This window comes from Nocardia amikacinitolerans NBRC 108937 (assembly GCF_001612615.1).
In the GTDB taxonomy this organism is placed as follows: domain Bacteria; phylum Actinomycetota; class Actinomycetes; order Mycobacteriales; family Mycobacteriaceae; genus Nocardia; species Nocardia amikacinitolerans.
In genome coordinates, this window is sequence record NZ_BDAU01000055.1 from 1 (window position 1) to 21,247 (window position 21,247).

Consider the following 21,247-nt stretch of genomic DNA (forward strand, 5'->3'; position numbering starts at 1 on the left):
CCCAGCGCGACCCAGACGCGCCCGCGCCGACTCGCCGGCCTCACGAATCGGCGCGACAGAATCCCGATCTCGTCACCTACCCGCCCTACGGCGACTACGAGTCCGACTGCCCCGCGCGCATGGGCGTCGACCTGTTCGGAAACTCCTGGCTGCCGGTGATCGTGTACATGCTTCGGGACGGGCCGATGCGCCCGGGCGAGCTGCGGACCGCGATCGGTGGGATCAGTCAGAAGATGCTGACCCAAACGCTGCGCCGCATGGAGCAGCTCACCCTCGTGCACCGCCGCCGCTACGCCGAGGCGCCGCCGCGCGTCGAGTACGAGCTCACCGAGGCCGGTCACGATCTGCTCGGTCCGATCTATGCCTTGGGGGAGTGGGTCGACAAACACGGCCGGGCGGTGAACGCGGCGCTCGCGGGCGAGCAGGATTGACGATCTTCGTCGCGGCGACACCCGGCGGCACCGCCGAGTCCGAACAACGCGTAAACACACGGCTAACGGCCCTGGAAGGCCCCATGACCTGCGTGAAACTTCGTGTACCCGGCGTTGGTCAGTCGGTCGGCGACCGTACGATTCAAGTGTGAGTGTTCCGCAGGCCGTGTTGTTGGCAGTCCTCGCGGCTGTCGTCGGCCTGGCAGTCGGTGGCCTGCTCATTCCGTACGTGAACGCCCGCCAGGCCGCCCGAAGGCAGGCCGATTCCGGGCTGACCATGTCGCAGGTGCTCGACCTGATCGTGCTCGCTTCCGAAAGCGGCATCGCGGTGGTCGACCAGTACCGCGACGTGGTGCTGGTGAACCCGCGCGCCGAGGAACTGGGCCTGGTCCGCAACCGCCTGCTCGACGAACGCGCATGGGCCGCCGTGGAGAAGGTGCTCGGTACCGGCGAGTCCGCGGAATTCGATCTGACCGCGAAGAACCCCATCCCCGGCCGCAGCAGGATCGCGGTGCGCGGCGTCGCGCGTCCGCTCTCGCCGGAGGAAACCGGCTTCACTGTGCTGTTCGCCGACGACGATTCCGAGCAGGCCCGCATGGAGGCCACCCGCCGCGATTTCGTCGCCAACGTCAGCCACGAGCTCAAGACCCCCGTCGGCGCGATGAGCCTGCTCGCCGAGGCGCTGCTGGAATCCGCCGACGACCCCGAGGCGGTGCGCCACTTCGGCGAGCGCGTCCTCGGCGAATCCCGCCGCCTCGGCAAGATGGTGACCGAGTTGATCGCGCTCTCGCGCTTGCAGGGCGCGGAGAAGCTGCCCGAACTCGAGGTCGTCGACGTCGACACGGTCGTCATGCAGGCGGTGGACCGCTCCCGCACCGCGGCCGAGGCGGCGGGCATCACCGTCAGCACCGACCGGCCGAGCGGGCTCGAGGTCCTCGGCGACGAGACACTGCTCGTCACCGCACTGTCCAACCTGGTGGAGAACGCGATCGCCTACTCGCCGACCGGCTCGCACGTCTCGGTGAGCCGGTCGCTGCGCGGCGACCACGTCGCCATGGCGGTCACCGACCGCGGCATCGGAATCCCGAAAGAAGACCAGGAGCGGGTGTTCGAACGGTTCTTCCGCTCCGACAAGGCGCGTTCGCGCGCCACCGGTGGTACCGGGCTCGGGCTCGCTATCGTCAAGCACGTGGCGGCCAACCACAACGGTGAGATCACTTTGTGGAGCAAACTGGGCACCGGATCGACGTTCACCTTGCGAATACCCGCCCACCTCGAGACCGACGGCGACGAGGAAGTCGACAGTCCCGCGGTGAGCACGAAGGAAACCGGCCCGCGTCCCCAGGGACCGGGCAGACCCAATGGTGTGGAGGCACGCAGATGACGAGTGTTCTGATCGTCGAGGATGAGGAGTCGCTGGCCGATCCGCTCGCGTTCCTGCTGCGCAAGGAGGGCTTCGAGGTCACCGTGGTGGGCGACGGACCTTCCGCGCTCGCCGAATTCGACCGCTCCGGTGCCGACATCGTCCTGCTGGACCTGATGCTGCCCGGCATGAGCGGCACCGATGTGTGCAAGCAGCTGCGCACCCGCAGCGGCGTGCCGGTCATCATGGTGACCGCGCGGGACAGCGAGATCGACAAGGTGGTCGGCCTGGAGCTGGGCGCCGACGACTACGTCACCAAGCCGTACTCGTCACGCGAGCTCATCGCGCGCATCCGGGCGGTCCTGCGCCGCGGCGCGGGCGACGAGATCGAGGGTGGCAGCGAGAACGGTGTGCTGGAGGCCGGTCCGGTCCGGATGGACGTCGACCGCCACACCGTGATGGTGAACGGCAAGCCGGTGACGTTGCCGCTCAAGGAATTCGATCTGCTCGAGTACCTGCTGCGCAACTCCGGCCGGGTGCTTACCCGCGGCCAGCTGATCGACCGGGTATGGGGCGCCGACTACGTCGGCGACACCAAGACCCTCGACGTGCACGTCAAGCGGCTGCGCTCCAAGATCGAGGCCGATCCGGCCAAGCCCGAGCACCTGGTGACCGTGCGCGGTCTCGGGTACAAGCTCGAGGCATAGCCAACCGGACAGACAACGGGCCCCGGTTCCGCCTCCTCACCCCGAGGGCGGAACCCGGGCCCGTTTCGTCGTAGGTACGTGAGCGGCCCCCAGCGGACTCCCGGTTAGGGGAGGTAGACCCAGGTCGGGCCGATGGCGGGAACTTCGGTCTTGCGCAACGTGATCCAGCCGAGGTCGTCTTCCTGCATGCAGTCGTAGAGCGGCACGGTGGTGCCGTTGCCGCGGCAGGCGATGGTGCGGCTGACGCCGTAGGGGCTCATGATGACGTTCTTGCCCTCTTTGGCGGCGTTCATCGCGGCCGGATCGGTCGCGGGCACGAAAGTGGCGGTGAAGTCGGCGAACTTGGTCGGATCCGCGTCCGGCTCGGCGTGCGCGCCGCCTGCCACGGAGAGGGTCGCGCCGATGACGAGTGTTGCGAGGGTGAGCGCTTTCTTCATGACCCGACATCAAACCCGAATCGGGTGACGCCCGCATGGCGAGCAGATGACCTGCCGGGTGCGTTCGGCTCACCCGAGCCGACCGGCCGGTGTGCAGGCCGCCGAGTGGCAACCTGCACACCACGCGCGTCAGCTGCTGCCGAACAGTCCGCCGAGCAGCCCGCCGAGCAGGCGTCCCGCGCTGCCGGTCCCGCTGCCGGAGGCACTGCCCGAGCTTCCGGTGCCGCCGCTGCTCGCCTTGGACACCTCGACCACGATCGACTTCGTGCTGCCGCCCTGCTCGACGGTGAGGATGTGCTCGCCCGGCGTGCTCGGCTTCCATTCGATGGTCGCGGTGCCCGGCGGCCACGGCACCTTGGGCCCGCCGATGAATTCGCCGTTGTCGCTGAAGTAGACGAGCAGACCGCCGGACGCGCCGCCGACGTCGGCGGTGATCGTGTACGTGCTGCCCACCTTGTGGTTGCTGCCGTCGACCGAGACCGACTGCACGGCCGCGTACGCCGAGGGCGCGGTCAGCACGGCGACGGCGGTGGCGGCCGCGAATGCCGTGAGTCCTACGCCCGCCCCGCGCCGGATACTGCTGGGTGATGTCATGGTGCTCCTCCTGTGCCGACCATGCGATCGACTGGACCCTACGCTTTGAAGCGAGAATGTTTCAGATTTCGGCTCGAGTTGGCCCGAGCGGAAATCTCGGAACCCGTTCGGCGCGGCCGTCTTTCGGGCTGCGCCAGATGTGCGCCTATCCGTTGCCGAAGAGGCTGCCGAGCAACTTGCCCGCGCTGCCGGTTCCCGCGCTGCCCGTGCCGTCACCCGGATCGCCCGGATCGCCGGGGTCACCCGGATCGCCTGGGTCGCCCGGATCGTTCGGGTCCTTGACCTGGACGACGATCGTCTTGGTGCTGCCGCCCTGCGAGGCCGTGATGAGGTGCTGCCCGGGCGTCGTCGGCGTCCAGCTGACCGAGGATTCGCCGACCGGCCACGGCACCTTCGGGCCCGCGATGTCGTCGCCGTTGTCCGACCAGTACACGAGCAGTCCGATGCCCGCGCCGCTGAGCTTGGCGCGCAACGTGTAGGTGGTGTTGATGGTGTGATCGGTGCCCGACACGGTGATCGAGTCGACGGTGGCGTGCGCCTGCGGTGCGGCGAAGACGGCGACGGCGGTGGCCGCCGCGAAGCCCGCGAGTCCGGCGCCGATCCGGCGCCCGAGCAGGGCTGACGTGGTGTAACTCATGGTGTGCTCCTGTGCTGCCCACTGGATGTGGGCCTCCGCACAGTAAGTCACCGAATGTGTGAAATGGGGACGTTTCGCAAAACTGGACAAGCGTCCGTTAGGCGAGCGAGTCCGGCTGGGCCGACAGGCGGTGACCTTTGGTCGGGTTCGGTGTTCGGCTGGGGGCGAGGCGCTACTGCGCCGTGCCGTGCGCGGCCTGCTCCGCGTTGCGCTGCGCGTGCACCGTCGCGGGGTGCACCGCGATCAACCCCAGTCCTTCGCGGCGCTTGCAGTGCCTGGCCAGTTCCTCGTAGGCCGGTTCGCCGAGCAGTTCCTTCAGCTCGGGCGCGTAGGACTGCCAGACCGGTCGCGCGCCGACGTGCGCGTCCGGCGAACCCGAGCAGTACCAATCCAGATCGAGTCCGCCGGGACCCCACCCGCGCCGGTCGTACTCGGTGATCACCGTGCGCAGGATCTGCACGCCGTCGGGACGGTCCACCCACTCCTGGGTGCGCCGAATCGGCAACTGCCAGCAGACATCCGGCTTCACCGTGTGCGGCTCCATGCCGCGGCGCAGCGCCATCGTGTGCAACGCGCAGCCGACGCCGCCTTCGAAGCCTGGCCGGTTCAGGAAGATGCACGCGCCCTCGAAGCGCCGGGTGCGCAGGGCGGGCTCGTCCTCGAGTTCGTCGAGTTCCAGATAGCCCTTCTTGGTGATCTTGCCCTTGGCGTTTCGGGCCTCGCCCATGAGCTGCCAGTCGGCCGGTGTGAGCATTCTCACAGCGTTGCGCAGGCGCTCCTGGTCGTCCTCGTCGGAGAGGAAAGCGCCGTGTGAACAGCAGCCGTCGTCCGGGCGGTCGGCGATGATGCCTTGGCAGGCGGGTGTTCCGAAGACGCAGGTCCACCGGGACAGCAGCCAGGTGAGGTCGGCGACGATCAGGTGCTCGTCATTTGCTGGATCCACGAACTCGATCCATTCGCGCGGAAAGTCCAGATCGACCTCGGGTGCCGGGTCGATCTTCGCCGCTGGTCGGGGCCGGGTCCGGCTGCTCGCCGCTGCGCCTACCGTCACATCTGCAGACGCTAACAGTTCGATCGCCTGGCCTGAAGTGGTGGTCGACCCAGTACCGTGTTCATGTGCGGCTTGGGGTACTCGACGTCGGAAGCAATACCGTTCACCTGCTCGTGGTGGACGCGCACCGTGGTGCCCACCCGATGCCGATGAGCTCGACGAAGGCCACGCTCCGGCTCTCGGAGAACCTGGACGAAGAAGGGCGGATCACTGTCCGCGGCGCCGAGCGTCTCCTTGAGACCGTGGCCGAATTCGCCAGCATCGCCGAGACTTCCCGCTGCGTCGAGCTGATGCCGTTCGCCACCTCCGCGCTGCGCGAGGCGACCAACTCCGAACAGGTGCTGGCCAGGGTGCGCGCCGAGACGGGGGTCGATCTCCAAGTGCTCACCGGCGTCGACGAGGCCCGGCTGACTTTCCTCGCGGTGCGCCGCTGGTACGGCTGGAGCGCGGGTCGCATCCTCAATCTGGACATCGGCGGCGGATCGCTCGAGATGAGCAACGGCGGCGACGAGGAGCCCGATGTCGCGCTCTCCCTGCAACTCGGCGCGGGCAGGCTCACCAGGGACTGGCTGCGCGAGGACCCACCGGGCAAGCGCAGGGTCGCGGTGCTGCGCGACTGGCTCGACGCCGAACTCGTCGCCCCCGCCAAACAGCTGATCGAGGTGGGCAGGCCCGACCTCGCCGTCGGCACCTCGAAGACCTTTCGCTCGCTCGCGCGACTGACCGGAGCGGCGCCCTCGGCGGCGGGTCCTCGGGTGCGCCGTACACTCACCAGCTCGGGTCTGCGCCAACTGATTGCGTTCATCTCGCGAATGACCGCGTCGGACCGTGCAGAATTGGAAGGCGTAAGTTCCGATCGGTCACAGCAATTGGTGGCTGGCGCATTGGTCGCGGAGGCGAGTATGCGGGCACTATCGCTGGATACGCTCGAGATTTGTCCGTGGGCGCTGCGGGAAGGACTGATCCTGCGCAAACTGGATACCGATATGAACGGTGGACCCAGAGCGTCGTTGCTGACGGGACCGGCGGCCGAACCAGGCAAGCCGGCGTCCGATGGTGGGCCGGGGCTGTCGGGTCCGGTCGAAACGGTGTCGTCGAAGGCGCAGGCATGAGTGATGAGTCCAAGCAGCTATCGGTTGCCGAGCTGCTGGCCCGCAACGGGCAGCAGGGCGCGTCGTCCTCCGGCGGCGGTCGCCGCAGACGCGGTGGTCGCGGCATCTCCGTCGCCGAGCTGACGGGCGACCTGCCGGTCATCCGGGAAGGCGGCAGCCACTCCGCGCACGCCGCGCCCGACGACGAGGTCGCCGAAGCGCCGTCGTTCGAGCCCGCTTCCTACGCGCCGACATCGTTCGAACCCCCGTCGTTCGAGTCACCCTCGTACGAACCGGCCGCCTACGAGCCCGCCGCATTCGAACCGGTTGCGTCCGAGCCGGTTTCGTACACCGCCCCGGATCCCGTCGCGGAGCTGCCGAGCCACTCGCCGATGTCGGGCCCGATCACCCGCTACGACCCGCTGGCGCCGTACCGGGAAACGACGTCCTATCCCGAGCCGACGCCCTACCCGGCGACGTCGTACTCGGATCCGCCGCCCGGACGCTCCAACCTGGTGATGCCGGGACGCGACATGTCCTCCGGCTCCCGGCACAGCGCGCCGGACCCGCTGGAATCCGCGACCCCCTACGCCGATCCGCTGTCGGAGGCCCCGCGCAGCGGTCGCGGCGGCCGCAGGCGCAAGCCGGACCCCGACGAGGACGCCACCATCGTGGTCGGCCCGCCGCTGCGCGATCCGGTCGATTTCGACATCCCCCGCAACGGGCACCCGGACGAGCCGCGCGGCTCGGACCGGCAGGAACGCGGCGGCCGTGCCGCACGCCGAAGGGCGGCGGAGGCCGACGACACGGGTCCCTCGACCGCCGCGTGGGCGCCGCCGTCGAACGATTTCGCCGCCGATTCCGGTCCCCTGCCGCTCTCGCCGCTGCCCGATCACGCCAAGCTGTCCAGCCGCGCGCCGAGCAAGGAGGCGCGGCAGGAGCCGCGGAGATCTTCCCGTTCCGAGACGCTGCGGGCCCGTGCCGAAGGCGCCCTGCCCGCCTGGTCGGCGCGGACAAGGCACAAGCCGGAGCCGGAGAAGTCCGACTCCGAGCCGGAGTCGGGCGGGATACCGACCGCCGCGTGGTCGCTTGCCAGCCAGGATCAGCAGCTGGTCTCCGGTTCCACGGTGGCGGGCGACCTGCTGCGCGACGGTGTCGAGCGCGCCGAACGCGCGGGCGGCGGTCGCGGACGGTCGCGCGGCGGCCGGGCCCAAGTCGAGCTCGACGAGGGCCTGACCGATGTGCACGACCCGTTCCTGCTCGACGACGAGGAGGACGAGGACGACGCACCGGCGCCGCAGAAGAAGCCCGCCGCGCGGTCGGCGCAGCGCCGCTCCCGCGCCGCGCGCAAGGCCGAGTACGACGCCAACCGCAAGCAGTGGATGATCCTCGGCGGCCAGAGCGCTGGCGCGGCCGTCGCCGGAATGTTGCTGTTCAAGGGTTTCGAGCGGATGTGGGAGATGCTCCCCTGGGTGGCGCTGGCGCTGGCGATGATCGTGATCCTCGGCCTGGTGGCCCTGGTGCGGATTCTGCGCCGGACCGACGACATCCTCAGCACGGTGATTGCCGTCGTAGTGGGCATCTTCGTCACGCTGGGACCGCTAGCCTTTCTTCTCAGTACGAACTGAGTAGGGAGCGGCTGTGGGGAACATCGGGCAGGCGGACGACACCCGGATCGGTAGCGCGGTCGGGGGACCCGCGCCCGATCAGAGCGCACAACCGGACGGGGGGACGCCGGGCGGGGCGGCGAGTCCGTCGGGGCGCGACATTCTGGTCGGGCTGTCCAGCGCGTCGGTCTACCCGCAGAACACCGAGGCGGCCTTTCGGTACGCGGCCGATCTCGGTTACGACGGCGTCGAACTGATGGTCTGGGCCGAGCCGGCCAGCCAGAGCATCGCCACCGTGCAGAACTACACCCGCAAGTACGGCGTGCCGGTCCTCGCTGTCCACGCGCCGTGCCTGTTGATCTCCCAGCGTGTGTGGGGCGCGGACCCGGTGGCCAAGCTGGAGCGCAGCGTGCGCACCGCCGAGGCGCTCGGAGCGGACACGGTGGTCGTCCATCCGCCGTTCCGCTGGCAGCGCCGCTACGCGGAGGGCTTCGCCGAGCAGGTCGCCGAGCTCGAGGAGCACAGCCCGGTCGTCGTCGCGGTGGAGAACATGTTCCCGATGCGCGCCGACACGCTGTTCGGCCGCGGCGCGAACGCGGCGAAGCGGCTGGAGCGGCGTGGCGGTCCCGGCTGGGGTCTGACGGCGTTCAGTCCGTCCTACGACCCCACCGACACCGGCTTCCGGCACTACACCCTCGACCTCTCGCACACCGCGACCGCGGGCGCCGATCCGCTCGCGCTCGCCGCCAGGATGGGGCATGGCCTCGCTCACCTGCACCTGGCCGACGGGCGCGGCGCGGCGCACGACGAGCACCTCGTGCCCGGCGACGGCACGCAGCCCTGCGTCGAACTCTGCGCGCAGCTGGTGCGCAACGGCTTCACCGGGCACGCCGTCGCCGAGATCAACACCCAGAACGCCCGCACCACCGCCCATCGCGCGGCGATGCTGCACCGCACGCTGGCCTTCGCCCGCCTGCATCTCAACGGCGTCGCGCCCACTCCGGCGTCGGCGGCCGCGCAGGCGAACCGGACGTGACACAAGCACTTTCCGCGTTACCGGGGCGTGCGGTCCACGCCCGCTCCATGTGACATCGATCCGGCCCCCGGCTGGGAATGCCGCCGCCGCGACCCAGGGTTGTACGCTGTACGAACGACGCGCGGAGCCGAGCTTGGCGCCCCGCGCGGTGCAGCAGGACAGGAGTGACGATGACGCTGGAGTTGACCACCGACGCGGCCGAGCCGACCGCGGCCGACGCCCCGTTCGGCGAGGTGTGCGCGCTGACCGAGCTGCTGTCCGCCGACGCCGAGCTCGGCAGGTACGCGGGCGTCATCGACGAGATCTGGACCATCGGCGAGAAGGTGCACGGCGGAACCATGGTCGCCGCGAGCGCCGCGGCCGCCACCCGTTGGCTGCGCGCCGCCGATCCCGCGCTCGCCGAGATGGCCCCGATCGCCGCCAGCTCGGACTTCCTCGGCGCTCCCGAGCCAGGCGCGGTCGAATACGAGGTGCGCATCCGCAAGATCGGCCGCCAGATCTGCCTGGCCGACGCCACCCTCACGCAGAACGGCCGCGCCATGGTGCGCACCGCGTTCACCTTCGGCCACCTCGACGACATCGAGCCGCTCTACGCGCCCGAGCACGGCGACATGCCCGCCGAACCGGCGCCGGACGCGATGGGTTACGAGGGTTCGCCGATGGGCAAGATCGTGCACGTGGCCAAGGGTGCCGATCTCTACCTGGACCGGTCGTGGGCGCCGTTCCTCGAGGGCGCGAAGGGCGAGCCGCGGCTGCGGCTGTGGATGCGCCCGTTCGACGGCGATCAGCGCGACCCCGACGTGTCGATGTACTTCGCGATGATGGCCGCCGACATGAGCCCGCCGGTGCCGATGAACCTCGGCCACTTCGGCTGGGCCCCCACCGTGCAGATGACCACCTACTTGCGGCGCAGGCCGGCGCCGGGTTGGCTGCGCGTCATCGCCACCTCGCACGAAGTGGGCGGCCGCATGTTCGACGAGGACCAGCTCATCCTGGACAGCACCGGCGCGGTGGTCGCCCAGAGCCGCCAACTCGCACTGATTCCCCAGCGCCGCTGACGCGCGCACTAACCTTTACCACCATGACGAGAATTGCGGTGATCGGTGGAGGCCGGATCGGGGAGGCGTTGATCGCCGGTTTGCTGGAATCGGGCAGGGCGAGCAAGGATCTGGTCGTCGTCGAGACGCACGCCGACCGGGCCGAGCTGATCGCGAGCCGGTTCGGCGTGCGCGTCACGGGCGAGGCGGCCGACGCGGCCGTCGGCGCCGATCTGCTGGTGATCGCGGTCAAGCCGGGTGACGTCGACACGGTGCTGACCGAACTGGGTAAGGCCGAGCTGAACGCGGGCGACCGCGACCAGGTGCTCGTATCGCTGGCCGCCGGCGTGCCGACCGCGCGGCTGGAGGCCAAGCTGCCCGCGGGCTTCCCCGTGGTGCGGGTGATGCCGAATACCCCGATGCTGGTCGGCCAGGGAATGAGCGTGCTCGCGCCGGGGCGCTACGCAAAGCCCGAGCAGCTGGAGCTGGTCACCGACGTGCTCGCTTCGGTCGGCAAGGTCGCCACGGTCGCCGAGTCGCAGATGGACGCGGTCACCGCGGTGTCCGGCTCCGGTCCCGCCTACTTCCTGCTCGTCGTCGAGGCCATGATCGACGCCGGCGTCGGGCTCGGCCTGACCAGGGACGTCGCGACGCAGCTCGTGGTGCAGACGATGGTCGGTTCGGCCGCGCTGCTCGACGAGTCCGGCCAGAGCGCGGTGGACCTGCGCGCGGCCGTCACCTCGCCGGCGGGCACCACCGCGGCGGCGTTGCGCGAACTCGAGCGCGGTGGCGTTCGGTCGGCGTTTCTCGAGGCCTTGCACGCGGCCAAACAGCGTTCCGCCGAACAGGGCGCGTCGGCGGAATAACGCGCACGACGCGTACATCCAGCGTTCGCATTGGGGCAAACCGGGCGTCAGAAGCTGATTTCTCACACACGTCGCAGTAATCCCACTAGCCCCGCTAAGCTTCAAGGAGCACGTGCGTGTCTGTTCCGCCGGTGGGGAAGCCGGCGGCGCGGACGTGCCGGAGGTCAATGGTGCAATGATGTCTTCCAACAAGATGTCTGCAAATAGCTCGGGGACGTCACCAGGTTCGTCAGGACCGTCAGGTGGCCGTAGCGGTGGCCGAGCGCAAGGCAGTTCGGGATCGTCGGGCCAATCGATGCTCGGCGGTGGTACGCAATTCCTCACCGTCGCCGAAGTGGCGAATCTGATGCGGGTGTCCAAGATGACGGTCTATCGGTTGGTGCATTCGGGCGAGCTGCCCGCGGTGCGCGTCGGCCGGTCGTTCCGCGTGCACGCGAAGGCCGTGCACGACTACCTGGAGACGTCCTACTTCGACGCTGGGTGAGGCGGTTTCGCCCCTGACAGGGACCCGCTCGACGCGCGGGAGCCCGCGAACGACGGCGTGCGTGCCCGCGAGGGCCGTTGCTCGTGCCGCCATCGGATACCGGTAGGATGAACCCTCGGTTCGTGTTCGCCTGCCTGCGGCGCCAGTTCGTGGTGTCCGGTGGCCGCTGGCGGCGCGGATGCCGAAATCAGCTAGGCGTACGCGACGGCGTGCGCGCCGAGTAGAGAGAACGCGAGGACACCCTATGGGTTCTGTGATCAAGAAGCGCCGCAAGCGCATGTCGAAGAAGAAGCACCGCAAGCTGCTTCGCCGCACGCGTGTTCAGCGGCGCAAACTCGGCAAGTGAGCGCGCGCGCCCTTGGCGCGAGATGAGGCCCGTCACCGGATCGGTGGCGGGCCTCTGTTTTTGAAACAGTTCAGTTTGAAATATTTTCATGTAACCGGTGACTGAAGTCATCGTTAGAACCTGATTAATACTCTCGGCGACCCAGACGGTAGCGGCTACTCTGGAACCGCCGAATAAACGTAAATGGGGGCCTGGTAGGTGGGATCGGGTGCTGCGGTGGGATCTGACATAAGAGACGGGCACACGCCCAAGGTCGTGATGGTGACCGGCGCCAGCCGCTTCTTCGGCAGCGCCGTCGTAGCCAAGCTCGCTCAGGATCCGGCCGTCGAGCGTATTCTCGCCGTCGACACCATGACCCCGAGCCGAGAGCTGCGGCGCCGCATGGGCCGCGCCGAGTTCGTCCGAGGCGACATTCGAAATCCCCTGATCCGCAAGGTGATCGGCAACCACGAGGTCGACACCGTCGTGCACACCGCCATCCTGGCCAAGCCGCCCGCGGGCGGCGGCCGCGCGGTGATGAAAGACCTCAACGTGCTCGGCGCCATGCAACTGTTCGCCGTCTGCCAGAAGTCGCCTTCGGTGCGGCGCGTGGTAGTCCGCTCGACCTCGGCGATCTACGGGTGCAGCGCCAAGGATCCGGCGAAATTCACCGAGGAAATGAGTGCGCGCAGGCCGCCGCGCGGATGGTTCGCCCGCGACATGATCGAAATCGAGGGTTTCGTGCGCGGGCTCGCTCGCCGCCGCCCCGATATCGCGGCATCGATTCTGCGTTTCGCGCCCATTGTGGGCCCACGGCTGGCCGGGCGCGGCGTACAGTATCTCCGTTCACCGGTAACCCCGACCGTCTTCGGCCGGGACCCTCGAATGCAGCTGTTGCACGAAGAAGATGCGGTGGCCGCGCTCGCACATGCGGCGCAAGCGGCCCCCGGCGGTACCTACAACGTCGCGGGCGATGGTGCGTTGGCGCTGTCGCAGGCGGTGCGTCGGGCGGGGCGCATCGAACTGCCGGTGCCGTTCACGGTGTTCCGCACCGCTGGTCGCGCGTTGATGGGGCCGGTGATGCGGGAATTCACCGGCGAACAACTGGATTACTTCCATTTCGGCTGTGGCCTGGACACCACGCGGATGCGAACCGAACTCGGTTTCGAGCCGCGCTGGACAACCGTTCAGGCGTTCGACGACTTCATCGGGGGCGCAGCGTTGCGGCCCGTCTTCGATCCAGCGTGGATCGATGCCGCAGAAAAGAAACTGCTCGGCCTCATCGGGGCCGGTACGGGAGCACACCAATGAACGACGTGGCGAAAGTCATCCAACTTCATGATCTGAATATCGAAACAAGGCAGCGCACCAGCACCCGCCGCTGGCCGGAAATGCCGAAGGGCGAGACGAAGCCGAGCCGGGTCACGTCGTTGACCGATCGGCTCGCCTCGGCCGTGCCGCAGCGGCCGCAGTCGCTGACCGATTTGATCCGCAAAGAGGTCGGCAAGCAGATCGGTCGCACCGCCGACTTCGCGCGCCGCCGCGTGACCGGCGACTACCAGGTCGACGAGTTCGGCTTCGACGAGCATCTGCTCGAGTCGGTCATCCTGCCCGCGCTGCGCCCGCTGTCGGACCTGTGGTTCCGCGTCGAGGTCAGCGGCATGGAGAACATCCCCGAGGTGGGCGGCGCGCTGGTGGTGGCCAATCACGCGGGCACCGTTCCCGTCGACGGCCTGATGCTCCAGCTGGCCATCCACGACCACCACGCCAAGCAGCGCGCGCTGCGCCTGCTCGCGGCCGACCTCATCTTCGAGCTGCCGTTCCTCGGCGTGCTTGCCCGCAAGGCCGGGCACACGCTGGCCTGCCGCGAGGACGCCGAACGCCTGCTGCGTTCCGGCGAACTGACGGGCGTCTTCCCCGAGGGGTTCAAGGGCGTCGGCAAGCAGTACTCCGACCGCTACAAGCTGCAGCGCTTCGGGCGCGGCGGTTTCGTCGCCGCCGCGGTGCGCACCGGCGTGCCGATCATCCCGTGCTCGATCGTCGGCTCCGAGGAGATCTACCCGAAGCTGGCCGACATCAAGCCGCTCGCCCGCCTGCTCGGGCTGCCGTACTTCCCGGTGACGCCGATGTTCCCGCACCTCGGCCCGCTCGGCGCGGTGCCGCTGCCCTCGAAGTGGTACATCGAATTCGGCAAGCCCATCGCCACCACGGCCTACGAGCCGGAGGCCGCCGACGACCCGATGACCATGTTCGAGGTCACCGACCAGGTCCGCGAGACCATCCAGCAGACGCTCTACAAGCTGCTCACCAAGCGCCGCAACCCGTTCACGGGCTGACTGGCGCTGTGTTTTTGGCGCGCTGGTGCGCGCGTGTTCGCGGCCTTCATGTCTCGCTGCCCAGCGGTCGAGACTCGCGACTTCGTCGCATGCGCTTCGACCGCTGGGCAGCGAGACGGCCGCGAACGGTCGCTCGTCGGGCTCGCTCCGGGGGTGGTCGGCAGGGTGTGGATGGTGCGTTGGCGGTCGTGGTGCGGCGGGTCGGGAAGCCACCGGGGTCGAGACTCGCGACTTCGTCGCATGCGCTTCGACCGCTGGGCAGCGAGACGGCCGCGAACGGTCGCTCGTCGGGCTCGCTCCGTGCGGGGCGAGGGGGTGGTGATGGTGCGTTGGCCCGCAGGTCGAACCCGACCCGATTGGTTTGGCGGGCCGCCGTCAGTGGTCGCGCCGACGGGTGACCGCCGCGGCCACCGCCCCGCCTGCCGCGCCCAGCGCCAGCGCGGTGGGCACGCCGATCTTGGCCGCCTTGCGTCCGGTGCGGAAGTCGCGGATCTCCCAGCCTCGGTTCTTGGCGACCTCGCGTAGGTCCGAGTCGGGGTTGATCGCGACCGCCGTGCCGACAAGCGAGAGCATCGGCACGTCGTTGTGGCTGTCGGAGTAGGCGGTACAGCGCTTGAGGTTCAGGCCCTCGCGGATGGCCAGGGTGCGCACCGCATGCGCCTTGCCGAGTCCGTGCAGGATGTCGCCGACCAGGCGCCCGGTGAACTTCCCGTCGACGCTCTCCGCCACGGTGCCGAGCGCGCCGGTCAGGCCGAGCCGCTTGGCGATCACCTGCGCCAGCTCCACCGGCGTCGCGGTGACCAGCCAGACCTGCTGGCCCGCGTCCAGGTGCATCTGCGCCAGCGCCCTCGTCCCCGGCCAGATCTTGTCGGCGATGATCTCGTCGTAAATCTCTTCGCCGAGCGCGGCCAGCTCGGAGGTCGGGCGGCCCGCGATGAACGAGAGCGCCTTCTCCTTGCCGGAGGCCATGTCGGTGCTGCTCTCCTTGCCGGTGACGCGGAACTTCACCTGCTTCCACGCCACGTCGACCAGATCGGAGGTCTTGAAGTACTTGCGCGCCGCGAGACCGCGCGCGAAATGCACGATCGAGGCGCCCTGCACCATCGTGTTGTCCACGTCGAAGAACGCCGCGGCGGTCAGATCGCGCGGCACCTCCGGCCCCGTCGGCTCGGCGGTCGCGAGCTCCGACTCGTGCAGCGAGAGCGCCGCGTCGGCGCTGGCCTCACCGGCCAGATTCGCCCGGACCTCCTCCTCGGTGGGTCCGAACGGGCTGCGGGAGATGCGGGCGAGCTGATCCTGCAGGCCCTGGCCGAGCGGGCCCAAATGCCACCGCACCGGGAACTCGCCGAACCGGCCCGCGATGAACCCGGCCCTCTCCACCTTCGATCGTTCCGGCACCAGTACCTCCGCCCGTTCGCGCGAACCACGTCCACAGTAACTGTCTTCGGCGACAGTCACCCGGAGACCACGCGCACCGCGACTGCGGTGGCGAGGGGTTTTAATATCCGGCATGACCAATCCCACAGATGGCTCCGCCGCGCCGTCCGGGCACGAAGTGATTTTGCTGACCCGGGCGGGCTGCGGGTTGTGTGCTACGGCACTCGAGCAGTTGCGCGCGATTTGCGCGGATTTCGGCGTCGAACCGGGCACCGTCGATGTCGATATCGCCGCGGAAACCGACCCTGGCCTGCGCGCGGAGTACGGCGACCGGCTTCCCGTCGTCCTGCTGGACGGCCGCGAGCACAGCTACTTCGACGTCGACGAGACGCGTTTGCGGGCGGATCTGGGTCGCTGATCGGTGTGATCCGTGTCCGATTTGGCCGCTGCGCTGGTCGCGGCGGAAAATGAGGCCAATTTCACCGACTTTGTGCAGGGCTTCACAAGCGGTTACGGTGGTGGCACGCGACCCGCATGCCGAGGCTGCGGAGCCGCCCTGAAATCCGATACTTCGACCATGGCACCGGACCGCCGCCGGGCTCGAGGTCGAACGACGAACCGGACCTGTGCAGGCCGGAACGAGGAGCCGACACGTGACAGAGCAGCATGAGGCGCCGGGCGGCGTCTCCGGCAGGGCTCTGCAGAAGGACATCCCGCAGGCCACGGTAGCGCGACTGGCCACCTATCTCCGGGTCCTCGCCATGTTGGCCGATGACGGTGTGCTCATCGTATCGAGTGAGGAACTCGCTGTCGCGGCGGGTGTCAATTCAGCCAAGTTACGCAAGGACTTATCCTTCCTCGGCCCCAACGGCGTCCGGGGTGTCGGCTATGACGTGGCGAAGTTGCGGACCAGGATCGAAGATGTGCTCGGTCTGTCCGGTGGGCATCGCGTGGTACTCGTCGGCGTCGGAAATCTGGGCCGGGCTCTGGTCGGCTACGGCGGCTTCCGGCGGCGCGGATTCAGCGTGGTCGGTCTCTTCGACGCCGATCCCGACGTGATCGGCCGGTCGGTCGCCGGACTCACCGTGCGCGATGTCGCGGGCTTGGCCGCAGGCGTCGCCGAACTGGAACCAACCATCGCGGTCATCGCGGTGCCCGACGACGCGGCCCAGGACGTGTGCGACCAGCTGGTCGCCGCCGGGTTGCAGTCGATTCTGAGCTTCTCCGCGTGCGGGCTGATCGCGCCGCCCGCGGTGGAAGTCCGCCGGGTGGACCTGGCGGTCGAAATGCAGATGTTGTCGTTCGAACGGACTCGCAACGCCGAGCCGGAACCGCTGCCCGAGGTGGCGCACGCGGTGTCCGGCCGGATCGCGCGCCGCGTGCCGACTCCGCACTCCCCGGCCGGGCACCCGGCCCTCACGCACTCGACAACCTCGCATTCGGCAACGGAGCCAAGCAGCAAGGGATCGGTGGTCACGCCATGAGTGTTCTGCTCGTCGGGATTTCGCACAGGAGCGCTCCCGTCGCAGTGCTGGAGAAGGTCGCCATCACCGATGCCGACCGTCCCAAGCTGATCGATCGAATGCTCGCCTCCAGCCACATCTCCGAGGCCATGATCGTGTCGACCTGCAACCGCGTCGAGGTGTACGCGGTGGTCGATGCCTTCCACGGCGGTCTTGCCGAGGTCGGCGACCTGCTCACCAAGCATTCCGGGCTGCCGCTGCCGGATCTGACCAAGCACGCCTACGTGCGCTACAGCGAGGCGGCCGCCGAGCACCTGTTCGCGGTGGCCAGCGGGCTGGACTCGATGGTCGTCGGCGAGCAGCAGGTGCTCAGCCAGATCCGCGGCGCCTACGCTTCCGCCGACGCCCAGCAGGCCGTCGGTCGCACTCTGCACGAGCTGGCCCAGCACGCGCTGCGGGTCGGCAAGCGGGTCCACTCCGAGACCGGCATCGACCGCGCGGGCGCGTCGGTGGTGTCGGTCGCGCTGGACCGCGCCAAGCAGGTGCTCGGCGAGCTGGCGGGCCGCACGGCCGTTGTCGTCGGCGCGGGTGCGATGGGCGGGCTGGCCGTCGCGCATCTGTCGCGCGCGGGCATCGGCCGCATCCTGGTGGTGAACCGGACCATCGAGCGGGCACGCAGACTCGCCGAGACCGCGAGCTCCTACGGCGTCGAGTCCACCGCGCTCGAACTCTCCCGGCTCACCGAGGCGATGGCCGCCGCCGACGTGGTGGTCACCTGTACCGGTGCGGTCGGCGCCGTCGTGACGCTGGCCGACACGCACCGCGCGCTTGCCGATCGCGATCGCGCCGAATTCCCGGCGACCGAGCGTCCGCTGGTGTTCTGCGACCTCGGCCTGCCGCGCGACGTCGAGCACGCGGTGGCCGGTCTGCCGGGCGTCGCGGTGATCGACATCGAGACCCTGCAGCGCGATCCGGCCGCGGGCGCCGCGGCCGACGACACCGCCGCCGCACGGTCGATCGTCGCCGACGAACTCGCCAAGTACCTGGCGGGGCAGCGCATGGCCGAGGTGACCCCGACGGTCGCCGCCCTGCGCCAGCGCGCCGCCGAAGTGGTGGAAGCCGAACTGCTGCGGCTGGATTCGCGGCTGCCGAGCCTGGCCGATCCGGAGCGGGACGAGGTGGCGCGCACCGTGCGCCGGGTCGTCGACAAGCTGCTGCACGCGCCGACCGTGCGGGTGAAGCAACTCGCGTCGACGCCGGGCGGCGACAGCTACGCCGAGGCGCTACGCGAACTGTTCGAACTCAAACCCGGTGCGGCGCAAGCGGTTGCCGCTCCGATGGAAATCAGCACGCTCACCGGTGACCTCGGCCTCGGACTCGCCGACGACTTCACCGCGGGACATCTCGGCGAGGAGGGCAAGTCGGCATGACCGTCGTTCAGGAAGAGGACAACATGACCGCCGACGGCACCCGCGCGCCGTGGCGCATCGGCACCCGCGGCAGCCTGCTCGCGCTGACCCAGGCGGGTACCGTGCGCGACGCGCTGATCGCCGCCGGGCATCCGGCCGAGCTCGTCGTGGTGAAGACGCCAGGCGATCTCTCCTCCGATCCGGTGCAGAAGATCGGCGTCGGCGTGTTCACCTCGGCGCTGCGCGACGAGCTGGCCGCGGGCACGATCGACATCGCGGTGCACTCCTACAAGGACCTGCCGACCGCGCCGGACGCCCGCTTCACCATCGCGGCCATCCCGCCGCGCGAGGACCCGCGCGACGCCCTGGTGGCCCGCGACGGACTGGTGCTCGGCGAACTGCCCGCCGGTTCCCGCATCGGCACCTCCGCGCCGCGCCGCGCGGCTCAGCTTGCCGCGCTCGGGCTCGGCCTGGAGATCGTGCCGCTGCGCGGCAACCTGGACACCCGCCTGCGCAAGGTCACCGACGGTGAACTCGACGCGGTGGTGGTGGCCAGAGCCGGTCTGTCCAGGATCGGCAGGCTCGACGCCGTGACCGAGGCGCTGGAGCCGGTGCAGATGCTGCCCGCTCCCGCGCAGGGCGCGCTCGCTGTCGAGTGTCGCAGCGACGACGCCGAGACCATCGAGGCGCTGACCCGGCTCGACGACGCGGCCACCAGGGCCGCCGTCATCGCCGAACGGTCGCTGCTCGCCGAGCTGGAGGCCGGGTGCACCGCGCCGATCGGCGCGCTCGCCGAGGTCGTCGAGTCGCTCGACGACGACGGCCGCATCGTCGACGAGCTCTCGCTGCGCGCCTGCGCCGCCGCCGCCGACGGATCCGAGGTGCTGCGCGCTTCGGTGGTCGGCGCACCCGCCGAGGCCGACCGGCTCGGCCGCACGCTCGCGCAAGAGCTCTTGGAGCTGGGGGCGCGCGAGCTGCTCGGTACCCCCGGACCAGACGGCACGGATGCGAGATCCGAGCATCCAGGTGACGTCCCGAACACGGAGCGGTCGCGACCGGGCGCGGCCGAAGGTCGTATCAGCAATCCCAGCCCAATGGAGAACAACCAATGAGCCGAGCCACCAAGAAGCACCCCGGTCGGATCTTGTTCGTCGGGTCGGGTCCCGGCGACCCGGCGCTGCTGACAGTGCGTGCGCGCGAGGTGCTCGGGCGGGCGACACTGGCTTTCACCGATCCCGATGTCGACAAGGGTGTGCTCGCGCTGATCGGCACCGCCGTCGAGGAGAACGAGGACGGCACCCGGCCGGTCGACGTGCGACCCGCGCTCGGTGAGCCCGCGGAGGTCGCGAAGACGCTGATCGCCGAGGCGCGCAACGGCCACGACGTGGTCCGCGTCGTCGCGGGTGATCCGCTGACGGCCGATTCGGTGATCACCGAGGTCACCGCGGTGACCCGCTCGCACATGGTCTTCGAGGTGCTGCCCGGCCTGCCGAACGGCTCCGCGGTACCCAGCTACGCCGGCATCGCGCTCGGCTCCGGTCACACCGAGGCCGACGTGCGCGGCGAGGTCGACTGGGCGGCGCTGGCCGCCGCGCCCGGCCCGCTCGTCCTGCACGCCACCTCCGGCCACCTGGCCGAGACCGCGAGCGCGCTGGTCGAGCACGGCATGGCGCCGCAGACCCCGGTCGCGGTGACCGTGCGCGGCACCACCCGCCAGCAGCGCACCATCGAAGCGACACTGGCCACGCTGAACAGCGCCGCCTCCGAGCTGGTCGGCCCGCTGGTGGTGACCATCGGCAAGGCGGTCGCCACCCGAGCGAAGATGTCGTGGTGGGAGTCGCGCGCGCTGTACGGCTGGACCGTGCTCGTGCCGCGCACCAAGGATCAGGCCGCCGAGATGAGCGAGCGGCTGGTGACGCACGGCGCCATCCCGATGGAGGTGCCGACCATCGCGGTCGAGCCGCCGCGCAGCCCGGCGCAGATGGAGCGCGCGGTCAAGGGCTTGGTCGACGGCCGCTACCAGTGGGTGGTGTTCACCTCCACCAACGCGGTGCGCGCGGTGTGGGAGAAGTTCGCCGAATTCGGTTTGGACGCGCGGGCGTTCAGCGGCGTGAAGATCGCCTGCGTCGGCGAGGCGACCGCGGACAAGGTGCGCTCGTTCGGCATCAACCCGGAGCTGGTGCCTTCGGGTGAGCAGTCCTCCGAGGGTCTGCTCGCCGACTTCCCGCCCTACGACGACGTTTTCGATCCGGTGAACCGGGTGCTGCTGCCGCGCGCCGACATCGCCACCGAGACGCTGGCCGAGGGTCTGCGCGACCGCGGCTGGGAGATCGACGACGTGACCGCCTACCGCACGGTGCGCGCCTCGCCGCCGCCCGCGGAGACCCGCGAGATGATCAAGACCGGTGGTTTCGACGCGGTGCTGTTCACCTCGTCCTCCACGGTGCGCAACCTGGTCGGCATCGCGGGCAAGCCGCACGCGCGCACCATCGTTGCCTGCATCGGCCCGAAGACCGCCGAGACGGCCATCGAGTTCGGCCTGCGCGTGGACGTGCAGCCCGAGACCGCGCAGGTCGGCCCGCTGGTAGAGGCGCTCGCCGAGCACGCGGCCCGGCTGCGCGCCGAGGGTCTGCTTCCGCCGCCGCGGAAGAAGAGCCGGCGTAGCCGGTAAGTTCCGTCCGCCGCGAAACGCCCACCGAGTGTGGGCGTTTCGCGTTTCGGACGTAGGCATCGTTGTGCGCCGGGTGGGTCGGCGCGGCGAACGCCCACTTTGCGTGGGCGTTGCGCGTTTGGGGTCGACGCTGTTCGCGCCGTTCTTCGGCCGCATCCGTTTTCGGCACCGCCCACAGCGCTGACCGTGCGGCGAACATCCATCCTGAGAGGGTGTTTTGCATCCCCGCGGTCGAGGCTGTGTGCACCGTTCGCCGACCTGAACGGTTTCGGCCGGTCCGCGGAGCTTCCGCGCGGCGAAACGCCCACGGCGTTGTGGACGTTTC

22 protein-coding genes are annotated in these 21,247 nt (G+C 69.6%); 17 read left to right on the forward strand and 5 right to left on the reverse strand.

Features of this window, described 5'->3' with window-relative positions; translation table 11 throughout:
- From NAM01S_RS30825 to NAM01S_RS30835, 3 genes are all read left to right on the forward strand, one after another.
- Positions 1-431 (forward strand): winged helix-turn-helix transcriptional regulator (locus NAM01S_RS30825; protein ID WP_255284345.1); only part of this gene is annotated, 431 nt, incomplete at its 5' end.
- Between the two features lie 148 nt (positions 432-579).
- Entirely contained in the window at positions 580-1,815 is a 1,236-nt protein-coding gene (locus tag NAM01S_RS30830) for a sensor histidine kinase (RefSeq protein WP_067792071.1), read from the forward strand.
- The gene (locus NAM01S_RS30835) at positions 1,812-2,501 is read left to right on the forward strand and encodes a winged helix-turn-helix domain-containing protein (protein ID WP_067792074.1); all 690 of its coding nucleotides are present in this window, start codon (positions 1,812-1,814) and stop codon (positions 2,499-2,501) included. Before NAM01S_RS30830 ends, NAM01S_RS30835 begins: the two co-directional genes overlap by 4 nt.
- A gap of 104 nt (positions 2,502-2,605) precedes the next feature.
- On the opposite strand, the gene NAM01S_RS30840 is transcribed toward NAM01S_RS30835, so the two are convergent.
- The 4 genes from NAM01S_RS30840 to NAM01S_RS30855 all read right to left on the reverse strand — a co-directional run bounded on the left by NAM01S_RS30840 (position 2,606) and on the right by NAM01S_RS30855 (position 5,220).
- Positions 2,606-2,938 carry a hypothetical protein gene (locus NAM01S_RS30840; protein WP_067792076.1) on the reverse strand — a complete coding sequence of 111 codons (333 nt, stop codon included), beginning with the start codon at positions 2,936-2,938 and terminating at the stop codon, positions 2,606-2,608.
- A 129-nt stretch (positions 2,939-3,067) separates the two neighbouring features.
- Positions 3,068-3,532, reverse strand: coding sequence for a hypothetical protein (locus NAM01S_RS30845; protein WP_067792079.1), 465 nt, complete (start codon positions 3,530-3,532; stop codon positions 3,068-3,070).
- Positions 3,533-3,677: 145 nt separating this feature from the next.
- Complete coding sequence (locus NAM01S_RS30850; RefSeq protein ID WP_067792082.1) at positions 3,678-4,169, reverse strand: hypothetical protein; 492 nt, start codon at positions 4,167-4,169, stop codon at positions 3,678-3,680.
- A 172-nt stretch (positions 4,170-4,341) separates the two neighbouring features.
- The gene (locus NAM01S_RS30855; protein WP_067792085.1) at positions 4,342-5,220 is read right to left on the reverse strand and encodes a DUF3109 family protein; all 879 of its coding nucleotides are present in this window, start codon (positions 5,218-5,220) and stop codon (positions 4,342-4,344) included.
- Between the two features lie 65 nt (positions 5,221-5,285).
- Here NAM01S_RS30855 and NAM01S_RS30860 point away from each other — a divergent pair, with 65 nt between their 5' ends.
- The 9 genes from NAM01S_RS30860 to NAM01S_RS30895 all read left to right on the forward strand — a co-directional run bounded on the left by NAM01S_RS30860 (position 5,286) and on the right by NAM01S_RS30895 (position 14,002).
- A complete protein-coding gene (locus NAM01S_RS30860; RefSeq protein WP_067792087.1) occupies positions 5,286-6,332 on the forward strand; it encodes a Ppx/GppA family phosphatase in 1,047 nt (348 codons plus the stop codon).
- A complete protein-coding gene (locus tag NAM01S_RS36005) occupies positions 6,329-7,939 on the forward strand; it encodes an Rv0497 family membrane protein (RefSeq protein WP_067792091.1) in 1,611 nt (536 codons plus the stop codon). The genes NAM01S_RS30860 and NAM01S_RS36005 overlap by 4 nt, the downstream gene beginning before the upstream one ends.
- A gap of 139 nt (positions 7,940-8,078) precedes the next feature.
- Entirely contained in the window at positions 8,079-8,954 is an 876-nt protein-coding gene (locus NAM01S_RS30870; RefSeq protein ID WP_067792191.1) for a sugar phosphate isomerase/epimerase family protein, read from the forward strand.
- A 170-nt stretch (positions 8,955-9,124) separates the two neighbouring features.
- Positions 9,125-10,012 (forward strand): thioesterase family protein, encoded by an 888-nt coding sequence (locus tag NAM01S_RS30875; protein WP_084483454.1) that lies wholly within the window; start codon positions 9,125-9,127, stop codon positions 10,010-10,012.
- A 23-nt stretch (positions 10,013-10,035) separates the two neighbouring features.
- Positions 10,036-10,857, forward strand: coding sequence for a pyrroline-5-carboxylate reductase (gene proC / locus NAM01S_RS30880; RefSeq protein WP_067792095.1), 822 nt, complete (start codon positions 10,036-10,038; stop codon positions 10,855-10,857).
- Positions 10,858-11,152: 295 nt separating this feature from the next.
- Complete coding sequence (locus tag NAM01S_RS30885) at positions 11,153-11,341, forward strand: helix-turn-helix domain-containing protein (protein ID WP_040696222.1); 189 nt, start codon at positions 11,153-11,155, stop codon at positions 11,339-11,341.
- Between the two features lie 244 nt (positions 11,342-11,585).
- Complete coding sequence (locus tag NAM01S_RS34485) at positions 11,586-11,687, forward strand: 30S ribosomal protein bS22 (protein ID WP_003402602.1); 102 nt, start codon at positions 11,586-11,588, stop codon at positions 11,685-11,687.
- Positions 11,688-11,945: 258 nt separating this feature from the next.
- The gene (locus NAM01S_RS30890) at positions 11,946-12,977 is read left to right on the forward strand and encodes an NAD-dependent epimerase/dehydratase family protein (RefSeq protein ID WP_174554887.1); all 1,032 of its coding nucleotides are present in this window, start codon (positions 11,946-11,948) and stop codon (positions 12,975-12,977) included.
- Complete coding sequence (locus NAM01S_RS30895; RefSeq protein WP_067792100.1) at positions 12,974-14,002, forward strand: lysophospholipid acyltransferase family protein; 1,029 nt, start codon at positions 12,974-12,976, stop codon at positions 14,000-14,002. The genes NAM01S_RS30890 and NAM01S_RS30895 overlap by 4 nt, the downstream gene beginning before the upstream one ends.
- Before the next feature lie 375 nt (positions 14,003-14,377).
- Here NAM01S_RS30895 and NAM01S_RS30900 read toward each other — a convergent pair whose 3' ends face one another.
- The gene (locus NAM01S_RS30900; protein ID WP_372511733.1) at positions 14,378-15,403 is read right to left on the reverse strand and encodes an HAD family hydrolase; all 1,026 of its coding nucleotides are present in this window, start codon (positions 15,401-15,403) and stop codon (positions 14,378-14,380) included.
- A gap of 109 nt (positions 15,404-15,512) precedes the next feature.
- Between NAM01S_RS30900 and NAM01S_RS30905 the strand changes: the two genes are divergently transcribed.
- The 5 genes from NAM01S_RS30905 (at position 15,513) to NAM01S_RS30925 (ending at position 20,922) form a co-directional block, all read left to right on the forward strand.
- On the forward strand, positions 15,513-15,797 hold the full coding sequence (locus NAM01S_RS30905) for a glutaredoxin family protein (protein WP_067792103.1): 285 nt from the start codon (positions 15,513-15,515) through the stop codon (positions 15,795-15,797).
- Positions 15,798-16,032: 235 nt separating this feature from the next.
- A complete protein-coding gene (locus tag NAM01S_RS30910) occupies positions 16,033-16,863 on the forward strand; it encodes a redox-sensing transcriptional repressor Rex (RefSeq protein WP_067792106.1) in 831 nt (276 codons plus the stop codon).
- On the forward strand, positions 16,860-18,272 hold the full coding sequence (locus NAM01S_RS30915) for a glutamyl-tRNA reductase (RefSeq protein WP_067792109.1): 1,413 nt from the start codon (positions 16,860-16,862) through the stop codon (positions 18,270-18,272). Before NAM01S_RS30910 ends, NAM01S_RS30915 begins: the two co-directional genes overlap by 4 nt.
- Positions 18,269-19,363 (forward strand): hydroxymethylbilane synthase, encoded by a 1,095-nt coding sequence (hemC, locus tag NAM01S_RS30920; protein ID WP_084483448.1) that lies wholly within the window; start codon positions 18,269-18,271, stop codon positions 19,361-19,363. The genes NAM01S_RS30915 and hemC overlap by 4 nt, the downstream gene beginning before the upstream one ends.
- Positions 19,360-20,922, forward strand: coding sequence for a bifunctional uroporphyrinogen-III C-methyltransferase/uroporphyrinogen-III synthase (locus tag NAM01S_RS30925; RefSeq protein WP_067792112.1), 1,563 nt, complete (start codon positions 19,360-19,362; stop codon positions 20,920-20,922). Before hemC ends, NAM01S_RS30925 begins: the two co-directional genes overlap by 4 nt.
- The last annotated feature ends 325 nt before the right edge of the window (positions 20,923-21,247 follow it).